The organism is Terricaulis silvestris (assembly GCF_009792355.1).
GTDB lineage: Bacteria > Pseudomonadota > Alphaproteobacteria > Caulobacterales > Aquidulcibacteraceae > Vitreimonas > Vitreimonas silvestris.
In genome coordinates this window covers 639761-651405 of record NZ_CP047045.1, presented here as the reverse complement: position 1 = coordinate 651405, position 11645 = coordinate 639761, and the positions used below count along the sequence as shown (strand labels likewise).

General features: G+C 62.3%; 11 protein-coding genes. 5 read left to right on the top strand and 6 right to left on the bottom strand.

Going from position 1 to position 11645, the window contains the following annotated elements:
- Window positions 1-15: 15 nt before the first annotated feature.
- Complete coding sequence (locus DSM104635_RS02990) at window positions 16-2178, bottom strand: TonB-dependent receptor (protein WP_158764777.1); 2163 nt, start codon at window positions 2176-2178, stop codon at window positions 16-18.
- 428 nt (window positions 2179-2606) lie between these two features.
- Here DSM104635_RS02990 and DSM104635_RS02985 point away from each other — a divergent pair, with 428 nt between their 5' ends.
- Complete coding sequence (locus DSM104635_RS02985) at window positions 2607-3095, top strand: EthD domain-containing protein (RefSeq protein WP_158764776.1); 489 nt, start codon at window positions 2607-2609, stop codon at window positions 3093-3095.
- Here the strand turns inward: DSM104635_RS02985 and DSM104635_RS02980 are convergent.
- The 4 genes from DSM104635_RS02980 to DSM104635_RS02965 are packed head-to-tail and all read right to left on the bottom strand — an operon-like array spanning window position 3092 to window position 7128.
- Window positions 3092-4429: an MFS transporter gene (locus DSM104635_RS02980; protein ID WP_158764775.1), complete on the bottom strand. Its 1338-nt coding sequence runs from the start codon at window positions 4427-4429 to the stop codon at window positions 3092-3094. The two genes, DSM104635_RS02985 and DSM104635_RS02980, sit on opposite strands and share 4 nt — an antisense overlap.
- Window positions 4426-4788 (bottom strand): limonene-1,2-epoxide hydrolase family protein, encoded by a 363-nt coding sequence (locus DSM104635_RS02975; protein ID WP_158764774.1) that lies wholly within the window; start codon window positions 4786-4788, stop codon window positions 4426-4428. The genes DSM104635_RS02980 and DSM104635_RS02975 overlap by 4 nt, the downstream gene beginning before the upstream one ends.
- Window positions 4785-6119 carry a phosphotransferase family protein gene (locus DSM104635_RS02970; protein ID WP_158764773.1) on the bottom strand — a complete coding sequence of 445 codons (1335 nt, stop codon included), beginning with the start codon at window positions 6117-6119 and terminating at the stop codon, window positions 4785-4787. Before DSM104635_RS02970 ends, DSM104635_RS02975 begins: the two co-directional genes overlap by 4 nt.
- Window positions 6120-6144: 25 nt before the next feature.
- Window positions 6145-7128: a DUF7064 domain-containing protein gene (locus DSM104635_RS02965; RefSeq protein ID WP_158764772.1), complete on the bottom strand. Its 984-nt coding sequence runs from the start codon at window positions 7126-7128 to the stop codon at window positions 6145-6147.
- A 210-nt stretch (window positions 7129-7338) separates the two neighbouring features.
- Here DSM104635_RS02965 and DSM104635_RS02960 point away from each other — a divergent pair, with 210 nt between their 5' ends.
- Both DSM104635_RS02960 and DSM104635_RS02955 read left to right on the top strand, forming a co-directional pair.
- Window positions 7339-8583, top strand: coding sequence for a cytochrome P450 (locus DSM104635_RS02960; RefSeq protein WP_158764771.1), 1245 nt, complete (start codon window positions 7339-7341; stop codon window positions 8581-8583).
- Window positions 8583-9347 (top strand): SDR family NAD(P)-dependent oxidoreductase, encoded by a 765-nt coding sequence (locus tag DSM104635_RS02955; protein WP_158764770.1) that lies wholly within the window; start codon window positions 8583-8585, stop codon window positions 9345-9347. The genes DSM104635_RS02960 and DSM104635_RS02955 overlap by 1 nt, the downstream gene beginning before the upstream one ends.
- Before the next feature lie 5 nt (window positions 9348-9352).
- On the opposite strand, the gene DSM104635_RS02950 is transcribed toward DSM104635_RS02955, so the two are convergent.
- Window positions 9353-9796, bottom strand: coding sequence for an SRPBCC family protein (locus DSM104635_RS02950; protein ID WP_158764769.1), 444 nt, complete (start codon window positions 9794-9796; stop codon window positions 9353-9355).
- Between the two features lie 83 nt (window positions 9797-9879).
- Between DSM104635_RS02950 and DSM104635_RS02945 the strand changes: the two genes are divergently transcribed.
- Together DSM104635_RS02945 and DSM104635_RS02940 are read left to right on the top strand one after the other, a co-directional pair.
- Window positions 9880-10827, top strand: a complete 948-nt coding sequence (locus DSM104635_RS02945; RefSeq protein WP_228445819.1) for an SDR family NAD(P)-dependent oxidoreductase — start codon at window positions 9880-9882, stop codon at window positions 10825-10827.
- Entirely contained in the window at window positions 10824-11630 is an 807-nt protein-coding gene (locus tag DSM104635_RS02940; protein WP_158764767.1) for an SDR family oxidoreductase, read from the top strand. The genes DSM104635_RS02945 and DSM104635_RS02940 overlap by 4 nt, the downstream gene beginning before the upstream one ends.
- Window positions 11631-11645: the final 15 nt, after the last annotated feature.

Sequence of the window (11645 nt, the reverse complement as noted above, 5' to 3'; positions counted from 1 at the left end):
ACGCCCGCAGCGTAGTTAGAAGCGGAAGCCCGCGCTCACGCCATACATCATCGGCTCGTCAGCGGCTTGACGGTCAGCTTGCGCTGCTGCGGCCACGTTCCGGAAGTGCACTTCGTCGGTCAGATTGCGTCCCCAAGCCGAAAGCGCGACTTGATCGCCCGGCAAGTTCCAAGTCACCTGCGCATTGATCAAAGTGTAGGCAGGCTCCTCGATCCGATTGCCGACTTCCCAGAAGAACGAAGACGAGTGGTAGATATTGAAGGACGGCACCACGCTGCCGCCGCTCGCGAGATCAAACGTGTAATCTGCAGCCAAGTTGATCGTGAACTCCGGCGAGCGCACATTCTCATTTCCTGTGACGTCGGCAAGGATCGGCATGTTGCGCCCGTCAGTGAAGCCGGGGTTGGGCACGAAAATTTGAGCGTTCGGGAAATCCGTAAATTCTGTGTGCAGATACGAGACGCCAAGTCTCAGCGACAGAGGGTCAATCGGGCGCCAGCCGATTTCGATATCGGCGCCGTAGGATTCCATTTCAGCGGCATTGGTGATGCGGATGAGGTTGGTATTTGGATCAAGCGCCTGAACCTGCATGTCGATCGCCTGGTAGCTGAAGATCGACGTATTGAACGTGAACCCTGGCATAGGATTCATCTTCAGGCCGATCTCGTAGGCATCCACGGTTTCCGGATTGACGCGAAGCGTAGACAGGCCGTTCGCGTTGAATGAGCCGCTCTTGAACCCTTGCGAATAGCTAGCGTAGAGCAGGAAATCGTCATTCGGGTGATATGCGAGAACCACGCGTGGCGTTGTCGCCTCCCATGACGCTGACGCATCAGTCACCAGCTGAACACCATTGCGCTGTCCGTCATAGGACTTGTCCTCGGTGCTGTATCTGAGGCCGAGCGTCAATTCGAACGTTCCCCAATCGTATGTCCCGTCGGCGAAGAGAGCGCTGGCTTCGGTGACTTGCTGGGCGGTGATGAAGGTGTTCACAACACCGGAACGAATGAGCAGCGGATCGTAGTTGGCGTTTTGCTTCATGTAGAACGCGCCGACGACCCAGTTCAACGGGCCTGTCCCGTTCGAATTAAGTTGGAACTCTTGGGTGAAATTGTCCCCTTCGTCGGTGCTGTTGATTGCGCTGTAGCGGAACGGCGTCGTGTCGGAATCATATTCGATGGACCGGGAGCCATACGTGCGGAACGCGGTGATGGATTGCAGCGTGACAGAGTCAATGTCCCAAATGACGCGCGCGGAAATACCGTCCTGTTCGCTGATGAAATCGACATTCTCGTTGCCGATAAAGTCGTAAGGACCTTCGGGCGTGAGACCTGCAATGCCGGGATCGCCCGGAACGTAGCCTTGATAGCCATTGATGGGCTGAATCAGGATCGGCGTTGGATCTTGCTGACGCATCGTGTCGGCCGAGAGAAGAATGTCGACATTGGGCGTAGGCTCAATCAGCAGGTTGCCGCGAACCGCGTAACGCTGGCCGCCGCCAATGGTTTCACCGTCACGGAAAAGGTTTCGAATCCAGCCATCGTGAGAGTCGAAGTTCGCTGAGAGCGACCACGCCGTCGTTTCCGAGATGGGACCAGTGAGGAAGCCGCGGAAGCCGAACGAATTGTAGTTGCCGTAGCTAACGTCGGCCGCACCTTCGAACTCATGCTGCGGCGCGCGCGTGGTGATGATGATGGCGCCGGTGTTGGCGTTGCGGCCGAACAGCGTGCCTTGCGGACCCTTCAGCACCTGGATCGATTCGACGTTGGCCATGTCGTACCACTGGCCGTGCACGGCAGGCATGTAGACGCCATCAACGTAGGTCGCCGTACTACCCTGTTCGCCGAGATTGGTGACCGTGGATCCGACACCTCGAATGAACGGCTGCACGTAGGCGCCGCTCTCCGTAATGGTCAAACCGGTGACGGCTTGCGCGAGATCGTGTGTGGAGAGGAGCCCTTGGCTCTCGATCTGTTCGGCGTTGAGCGCAGTGACCGCAATCGGGACGTCTTGCAAACGTTCATTGCGTCGCTGGGCGGTGACGACGATGTCGCCTTCGGTCGTCGTCGTTTCCGTCGGCGTCTCCTGCGCCAATGCCGTCGGCGCACCGCACACCGTAAACAGCGCCGTTGTCGCCAGCAGCGCACCAGGCGCGCAAAACCTCACACCGTTTCGCATTCTGCTTCCCTCCCCGGCACGTCATTTCTTTCGGCCGGCATGTGTCGCCACCAGCCAATCCGCGCGTGCTCTGAAGGGTAAAACTAACGCTGTTTTGTAACATGGTCAACATTTTCGTTAGAATGGCTTTGAATCGCAGTGTTTTGGCCTCATAACGCCGTTAAGTAGGTGCCATCACAGATTAATTCAGCTTTGCAGTTCAACGTAAGGTTTCTGCTACGACCCCTCTCGTCGCGGATCAGCCCTTAGCGACGCTTTTCGCGGCGCCCAGATCGCAAGATGCGACGGATGACATTTTCGCCGCTCTGGCGAATTGGCGTCGTGAGGCTCGGCCTTCGTCTGTCGAAACGGCCGCTCGCCTCGCGCTTCAGCTTCCCAAACCCACGCCGGACGGCACGGGCGCGCTGCCGTTGGCGCCTTCACCGCACGTGGCGCTCATCGTTCTTCGCGGCGGGTTCGAACGCATCGCGCAGGAGTTCGCGGCGCTGATCACGCGGCTCGCACCCGCGCTGGATTTGAACGCATCCGTTGCGATCGCCGGCGCCGAACACATCATAAAGCCGGACTCTGGGCCGGTGATCGTCACCATGCTGGTCAAGCGTCACGCAGCGCTGTCAAAGGCGGCCTTCGCGGAGCGATGGCGCATCGGTCACGCGCCCTTCGGGCGCCGCATCGCCGCGCCCGGATACCAGCAGCTGCACGCTGATGCGCCTGCGGAGATCGTTGCCGTGCTACAGAGCAGCGGGCTCACCAGCGTCAACGCGTATGACGGCGTCGGATGTGTCATGTTCGAGTCGCTGGAACAAATGCACGCAACGCGCGCCAGTCCGGAAGTCGCGCGCGACGCCACTGCTGACGAGATGCAGTTCGTCGATCACAGCCGGTCAATGCTGATGGCGTTTGAAAAATCCAGCTAGAGCACTTTGGCGTGAAACGCCTTGCGGGTCGCGAACGCCGTCCCGACGATGACCACGGCAAGTGCGGCGGCCACAATAACGAGCGCCGTGCCCAGTGCGGCGCCGTCGCCCCCCATGCGGTCACTCAGCAACCCAATCGCGGTCGGGCCCACGCCAAGCCCCATGAAGGTGTAAAGCATCATGTTGAGCGAAGCAGCCACGCCGCGAAAACGGTCAGGCGTCAGCATCTGCATGCCAACATAAAGTCCCGGCAAGACGCCCGTTGTGGCAAACGAATAAAGCAGCAGCGACGCGCAGGCCAACGTCAGACTGGGCGCCGTACTGAAACCGATCACGGCCGTAAAACACAGAAGCGCGCCGGCCGCCATCAGCACGAGCGGTGCCCCTACAACGCGGCGCGCGCTCAACGCATCGAGCACCCACCCGCCGGTCAGCGTGCCAATCGGCCCGCCGACGACGCTCACCAGGCCGACGATCATGCCGGCGTCCGCGGGCGCCTGGTCGTGAAGCCGTACCAGCACGCTCGAGGACCAGCTGGTCACCGCGTATCCCATCGTGGATGTGCAGGCGCCGACAATGAAAAACGGGCCATAGGCGTCGATGTTGCGCCACAGGTGCGCGGCGCCGTCGCGAAGGTTGGCGAAGCTCTCCCCGAGGCCCCGCGCGCCGTCGTCCGCGCGCGCCGGTTCGCGCAGCCAAAGCAGCATGAGCAACACGGGCGCCGCCGATGCGCCGGCAATGAAGAAGATGCCTTGCCAAGGCGTGAGGGCGCCGAGGCCCGGAACCGTCAGGCCGCCATTGGCGTACAACAACGCCAACAATGCGCCGCCGCCGATGAAGGCGAGGCCTAGGCCGATATTAACGCCCAACCCAAAGACGGCAACGCCGCGCCCCAAGCTCTCGCGCGGGAAATACGCCACCAGCAACGACATGCCGGCTGGGATGAGGCAAGCTTCGCCGAAGCCCACCACCAGCCGCGCCGCAAACAGCATTTCAAAGGAATTGGCGAAGGCCGCTGCGATGGTTGCGCCGCTCCAGAGCGTGATGCCGGCGGCGATCAAGTTTCTCCGGTTGGTAAGGTCGGCCGCCCAGCCCAGCGGAATGGCGAAGGCGCAATAGAGAATGGCGAAACCGGTGCCCTGCAGCAGACCCAGTTGGGTGTCCGACAGCAGAAGCGCGGCGCGCACCGGCTCCGTCACCAGGACCATGACGAAGCGGTCGACCATCGACACGGCGTGCGCCGCACACAACGTCGCCGCGACATACCATTTGTAGGCGCCCGCGGTGATATCGCGCGCGGCAAGCGGCGCGCCGAGGGCTGTCGCGTCGCTCATGTGCCAGCCTTTGGTTTGATCGCGCGGAGGTCGAAATAGTCACGCCAACTTTTGATCACGCCATCTTCGATCTCGAAAGCGCCCATGACTGGAACGACGATCTGCTTTCCGTCTTTGACGAACGTGTCGGTGCGCTCGGTCAGCACCACCGGACCGTTCGCGGCAATGTGATGTACGACCCATTCGCACTGATCGACAGGCCAAGCGTCCATGTAGGCTTTGACCGCTTGGCGCCCGACACAAGGTGAGAGTGGGATGTTGTGGTAAAAGATGTCGTCGGCCATGAGCCGGTAGATCTCGGCGAAATCGAGCCTGTTCCACGCATCGACGAAGGCCAGCACCACTTGCGTCGGGCTCACGGGCGCCCCTCCTCTTTCGCCGCGCCACCCATAAGGTCGCGCAATTCGATCGAGAGCTGCTGCAGCAAACGCGGCATGAAGTGGACACTAACTTCAGCTTTCTGGATGCTGTCAGTGTTGCCCGCCTCGAAGAATGCCCGGCTGCGCAAAATGTACGTCATTAGCCGCAGCGTTGTGAGCAACGCGAACACCTTGATGTCGCGCTCCAACACCTCGAAGCCGCCAGCTTCACGATACGCGGCCATGAAGGCATCCCACGACACGGTCTGCTCGGCGCATTGTTTGATGTAGCCAATATCTTCCGCTGGATGGCCGAGATGGGAGAGCTCCCAATCCAGCACCGCGCTGAGTTCGGCGCCATCGTAGAGAAGGTTGTGAAAATTGTAGTCGCCGTGCACGAGCGCGCGTCGGGCGCTGACGTGCGGGGCATTGGCCAAGAGCCAGCGGAATGCTGCTTCCGCGATCGGCGATTGGCCGCGCGCCTGGTTTCGCCAAACATCGTAGAGCGATCGCGCTTCTTGCAAAGGATCGCTAGACGTCGCAGCGCGGGCGAAAATCGGCAGCGCCTGCACTTCACTCAGCGGCACGTGATGAATGCGCGCCAGTGCGCGGGCGGCCGCGAGCACTTGCGCCGGATCGGATGGCGCGATGACGGCCTCGCCTGCCGTCGCGCCCGTCACCGCGCGCATCAGCAAGAAGGGCGTGCCGATCAGCGACCGATCTTCCACGCAAACGAACGGCTCGGGCACGTTCACGCCATTGGCGTGAAGCGCTTTCAGAAGCGCGTACTCATCGACAACGGCCGTGCCGAGTGTGCCCGTCTGAATATCGCGCCGCATGACGAGGTCGCGCGGCAAGCCGGCAAGCCCTTCGGCGCTGAACAGGATGGTTTGTTTGGAGCGCCCGCCGGTTACGACCCGCATGCGCTCAATACGCGCCTGCGGATAGCCGATCGCGCGCAGGCATGCCTGCAGCGCCTCCTGCGTGATGGTGATGCCGTCTTCGGCAGCGTCCACTTTCGCCAAGCGCGCGTCCACACGCGCAAGCGCCGCGTCCAGGCGCTCCCCTTCCTCGCGCGCCGCCGCATGGAGCGCGCGATCCGAGAGCTTCGTCACGTCATCGTGGAAGGGTTCGATCGGCGCTTCGAACACTGTTGGCTGGGCCGGCGCCTCGGCCATGAACGCCGCGAGCACGCGGCGGATCGACCGATAATAGAAAAGACTCTGATCGCTCTTCAGTTCGGGCCACACCCAGCGGTCAAGCTCGGACAAGACGCCGTCGATGTAGCGTGCCTGCGATGCATCGCCCGGACGATCAGCGTCGTTCCCCATTGGTGGGCCTCCCGGCGCCGCTGTTCTAAAGGGTCCAATCCCGTTTCGACAGACCTTGCGTTTTTGTCGCCCGCACCAGCGCGCTGACAGGCCGCTCGCCGCCCCGTGGATTGGTGGTGATTTCTAGGTCGCAGAAGCCTTTGCGCCCGTTCCACGTAACTTCACACATGGCGTCGATGACCGCGGATTGATGGTGTTCGGTGAGAAAACCGTCGACGATCTTGGGATGAAGTTCGATCACGTCGCCGTCCTCCAGCACCATACGCAGCATGCCGCCGCGATGGGTGTAAGCGTCGATCTCCATGTGAACGAGAATGTCGACCTCGCGCGCATAAGTGATTTCGCCGTTGCGGCACACGATGCCGTAAGTCAGCAAACTGCCATCGATGCCGTGCCATGATGTTGCGTTGAACGTCAGCTCCGGGCCGATCGTGCCGGCGATCCAGCGGTGGCTCAGCAAGGTGCCGCGAATACGCTTGCCCCAGCTATGATCGCGGTAGACCAGGCCATCGATGTCGAAGTGCTCTTTGCCCAGCCGTACGGTACCGCGCACGGGCCCGGCGACTTCGATGTGCCCCTGAGCGTAATCGTTCACGACGGTGCCGCCGTCCTTGTATAAGTCGAACCGCGGTGTGAAATCGGTGGCGTGTAGATCCAACGAGCAATCCGCATCTTCGATGCGCCAGCGCGTCTTGCCGTCTTCGTAGTCCATCTTGAACGCATCGGTGGCGAGAAAGCCCTTCGCGTGACGGTCCTGCGCGCGCATCGGCGCCAAGAGGTAGCGGCAATAGCGGGAGCCCTCGCGTGTCGCGATGCCGTTCCACGAAGTTACATAGCCCTTGCCGTCATTCGCGTTGGGCTCCTGGCCAATGCGATGATAGCCGTAGACGCCACGTTCGTGGTCGCCCCAGGTGAAGAAGACGCTTTCCTGCCAGAACGGATGCTCGCCAATGTCGTGCGGCACCTCATCGCTGGCGGGGAATACTCGGGGCTTTTCGCTTCCGCTCATATCTCTCCCCGCGCCTGTTGGCGTGTCACTTATCGTACGTTGTACGGTATGTCCCGTTCTTGGGGCTGTCAATTCCGCGCCGACGCTGAGGAATCCATTGCAAACGCCTGCGAGGCGGGTTTATCTATCACTGTACGGCTCCCAGCCGCCCCAGCGGACGGGGCTGGCCAACCGCCCGGCGAAGACCGGCGGCGGCAATGGGAGATGACAATGGCCGTTGAGACCCTCAACACCCAGGACGGCGTGCGCGACGTCAGCTTCGCCGACCCAGCCTTTCTCGCCGACCCATGGCGCAACATTGCGCGCCTTCAAACAGAAGCGCCGGTTTATTGGAGCGAAAACCAGCGCGGCTGGATCATCTCGCGCCATGCCGACGTCAAGGCCGCTTACGCCGACCCGCGCTTTTCGGCCGCCCGCGTCAGCCAATTGTTTCGCGACATGCCTCCCGAGGTCGTCGCCCAGTTGGAGGGCGTGCGCAAATACACCGGCCTGCTCGTCAACCGGCTCGACGGCGAACAACACATGCGGATTCGGTCCCTGATGCTGAAGGCGTTCGACCGCGGTTCGGTCAAGAAAATGGAGAGCTTCATCGGCGAGGTCGTCGATCGTGTGCTCGACACCTGCGAAGCGGAACGCGAGTTCGACTTCGCCAAGGTCGTAGGCGCAGTTCTGCCGACGACGATCATGCAGCGGATGTTTGATCTTCCGGACGAGTATCGCCCGCTCCTTTTCAGCTTGGCGTCGGACTTCACCAGTGCGAGCGCAGCGGCCAAAGTCACGCCAGAGCTCTTGTTAAAACTCGAGCGTTCCATCCGTACGCTGAACGAAGTCTTCAACGAATTGATCGCTGTGCGCGAAAAGCACCTCGGCGACGATCTAATTTCCATGCTAGTGCATGCCCGCGACGGGCTACACAAACTCGATCATGATGAAACGCTGGCGCAGCTTCACGGCCTTGTCGTCGCCGGCGCCGAAACTACCGCCAATTCTCTCGGCACGCAGCTCGTTCACATTGTCAAGCATCCGGAATTGCAGGAACGGCTGCGCTCTGATCCCGATGCCGCATTCAACTTGGTGACGGAGTTGTTGCGCTATCCAGGCACGGTGAAATGCATGACGCGTTTCGCCAAGGAAGACATCGAACTGCACGGCCAAACCATTCGCAAAGGCGACCTTGTGTGGATCATGAATGTCGGCGCCAACATCGATAGCAGCGTCTTCGCCGACCCTTACCGGAGCGACGTCGATCGCCCCAATTTGCGCGACTCGTTCGCCTTCGGCCCTGGGATGCACTTCTGCATCGGCCACATCCTCGCGCGCACCGAACTCTCGGAATTCTTCAAGCGTGCGTTCCAGCGCTTCAATATTGAGATCCTGCAAGAAAATTTTGACATGGCGCCGAGCTATATTTTCTACGGGTATCGCGAGTTGCGCGTGCGATTCACGCCGCGCTGATGAAGCGTCTCGCTGGAAAGGCGGCGCTGGTGACAGGCGGAGCATGCGGCATCGGGCGCGCCATCGTGGAACGTTTCGCCGCCGAAGGCGCGCACGTCGCTATCGCCGATATCGACACCGCTGCCGCGAGCAACCTTGAAGCAGAGCTCGGTGGCGCGGCCTTTCACGTTCGCCTCGACGTCACGCGCGACGCCGATTGGGGCGGCGCCATCGACGAACTGGAACGGCGGCACGGACCACTCGCGGTGCTGGTCAATAACGCCGGAATCAATGTCCCCGGCTCAATCGCGGACGCGCGCGAGGAGGATTGGCGGCGCGTTCACGAGGTCAACGGCCTCGGGCCATTTCTTGGTTGCCAGCACGCTGTGCGGCGCATGCGGGCGAGCGGCGGCGCGATCGTCAACGTCGCTTCGGTGCGCGGCCAACGCCCATCATCGGGACAGGTCGCCTATTGCTCCTCAAAGGCGCTCGTCCTCAATCTCACCGAAAGCGTCGCGCTCTATTGCGGGGAGCAAAATCTCCCCATCCGATGCAACGCGATCTGCCCCGGCGTTGTCGACACTCCGTTGCTACGCAGCGGCTTTGCCGCATTGGGCGGCGAGGACGAAGCGCTTCTGCGCCTCAGCGGCCTGCAAGTCATGAACCGGATCGGAACGCCAGAGGAAATCGCGGCAGCTGCGGTCTTTCTCGCGTCGGACGAGGCAAGCTTCGTCACCGGCGCCGCGTTCAACATCGATGGCGGTTTTCGCATCCGCGATCAGTGACGGCGTCAGCCTTCCGCGAGAAGCCGCCGAAGACCTTCTATCGAAGCGCGGTAGAAAGCTTCGATCCGCGCACTGAGTGCCGCAGGATTGCCGTCGATGCGCGTTGCGTCCGAGCGCCAGGTGACGGCTGTCGTTCCCGGCGAGACGGCGCGCAACTGGATCGTGCCGCGCACGTTCTCCGCGGGCATCGCGTGCGGGGGAAGCACCGAATAGACGATCGTATGCTCAGCCTGATCCAGGCGATCCAGGCGTTCGCCAACGGTGCGGCCGGCTAAGCCGACAACGCGCACCGCACCGACGCCGCTTCCCTCCACCGCGCAGCTATCGACGCCAGCAATCCAGCGCTCGACGCCCCCGAAGGCGGAAACGACGCGCCAGACCGCTTCGAGCGGATAATCCAGTTCCGCGACTACGCGCGCGTACTCGATCCGCGCTTCTTCAGCGGGCATGAAGCCCTCCAAACACTAGCCAACCTAACGCTGTACTGTTATCGTCGTCAAGGAGCGCCGCCCAGGGCTCCGGGAGGATGGTTTTGAGCGCTCGGATCCGGTTCGACGGGAAGGTCGTGCTCGTGACGGGCGCTGGGCGCGGGCTTGGCCGCGCCTATGCATTTCAACTCGCCCGCCGCGGCGCGCACGTGCTGGTCAACGATCTGGGCGTCGACCGCGAAGGTAAGGGCCGCTCGAAAGAGCCAGCGCAGGCCGTGGTCGATGAAATCATCGCCGAAGGCGGCGCTGCCTCGCCTGACGTATCGGACGTCGCATCGCCGGAGGAAGCGTCGGCCCTGATCGACGACGCGCTGCGGGAGTACGGACGCGTCGACGCGGTCATCAACAATGCCGGTATCTTCCTTCCGCCGAAGGCGTTCGCGGACACAACGCTTGAGGAATTCGAGCGCGTCTGGCGCAATCATTGCGGCGGCGCCTACAACATCTGCAAAGCCGTGCTGCCGTCCATGCTCGCCGCGAACGCGGGCAGGATCGTCAACACCTGCTCCATCCAAGGTCTCTATGGCGCGGCGACGAGCGCGGCTTACGCGTCGGCCAAGGGCGCGGTGCAAGGCCTGACACTTTCCATCGCCGCCGCCGTGCGCGGCACAGGCGTTGGCGCCAACGCCATCAGTCCAGGCGGCTACACGCGTATGCTTGAAGACGACACGCGCGAACCCGCTTTTGTCTCAATGCTCCAGCGTAATCTCGATCCCGACCTCGCCGCCCCTGTCGCGCTCTGGCTTTGCCACGGGAGCTGCACGGAGAACGGGGAAATCTTCCAGGCCTATGGTGGCCGCGTCAGCCGCAGTGTCATCGGCGAGCTGGACGGCTTTTGGAACATGGCGCCCACGCCAGAAACGATCGCTAGCGGCGTCGCCGCCATGCGCGCCGACGGACCAGTCATTCGCGCACCCGATTCCGCTTCACGGGCGCGCGCGGTGTTCGAGGAAGCAGAGAAGCGCCGCGCAACAGGAGGAGACCACCGATGAGCACGTTCGCCAAAGGTGTGCTGAAAGGAAAAAACGCCTTCATCGCGGGCGGTTCGAGCGGCATCAATCTGGGCATCGCGCACGGATTGGGCGAAGCCGGCGCGCGCCTTTTCATCATCAGCCGCAAGGCCGAGAAGGTCGACGCTGCGGTCGCCGAGCTGCGCGCCGTTGGATATGAAGCGGCAGGCGCAGCAGCCGACGTGCGCGACTATCCCGCTGTGGAGCAAGCGCTGCGCAGCGCGCACGAAACACACGGCGCCATCGACATCGTCATTTCCGGCGCGGCCGGCAACTTCATGGCGCCCGCCATCGGCATGTCGCCCAACGCCTTTCGCACAGTCGTCGATATCGATTTGATCGGCACGTTCCACGTCTTGCGCGCCAGCTACGAATTCTTGCGCAAGCCCGGCGCGTCGGTGATCTCCATCACCGCTGGCCAAGCCGTGCACCCTTCTCTCTTTCAGTCGCACGTGTGCGCAGCCAAGGCCGGCATCAACATGCTGACCAAGTGTCTGGCCATGGAATGGGGCGCTGCCGGCGTGCGCGTGAACGCCATATCGCCGGGCCCGATCGCGGAAACCGAGGGGATGTCGCGTCTGACGCCAACACCAGAATCTGTCGCCGCCCTGAAGCGCACCATTCCGCTCGGAGACTACGGGACCAAGCGCGACATCGCCGACCTCTCCGTTTTCTTGAGCAGCGACAGCGCACGTTACATCACGGGCGCGATCTATGATTGCGACGGCGGCTCCTCCCTCTCGCGCGGCGCGATCGTCGAAGCGCCAACCCTGCCGCCTCGCTAAGTCTCCCGGAGCAAC

Coding starts and splice junctions, on each gene's coding strand:
- DSM104635_RS02990 (WP_158764777.1), bottom strand. CDS start 2,178: ATGCGAAACGGTGTGAGGTTTTGCGCGCCTGGTGCGCTGCTGGCGACA.
- DSM104635_RS02980 (WP_158764775.1), bottom strand. CDS start 4,429: ATGAGCGACGCGACAGCCCTCGGCGCGCCGCTTGCCGCGCGCGATATC.
- DSM104635_RS02970 (WP_158764773.1), bottom strand. CDS start 6,119: ATGGGGAACGACGCTGATCGTCCGGGCGATGCATCGCAGGCACGCTAC.
- DSM104635_RS02965 (WP_158764772.1), bottom strand. CDS start 7,128: ATGAGCGGAAGCGAAAAGCCCCGAGTATTCCCCGCCAGCGATGAGGTG.
- DSM104635_RS02960 (WP_158764771.1), top strand. CDS start 7,339: ATGGCCGTTGAGACCCTCAACACCCAGGACGGCGTGCGCGACGTCAGC.
- DSM104635_RS02955 (WP_158764770.1), top strand. CDS start 8,583: ATGAAGCGTCTCGCTGGAAAGGCGGCGCTGGTGACAGGCGGAGCATGC.
- DSM104635_RS02950 (WP_158764769.1), bottom strand. CDS start 9,796: ATGCCCGCTGAAGAAGCGCGGATCGAGTACGCGCGCGTAGTCGCGGAA.
- DSM104635_RS02940 (WP_158764767.1), top strand. CDS start 10,824: ATGAGCACGTTCGCCAAAGGTGTGCTGAAAGGAAAAAACGCCTTCATC.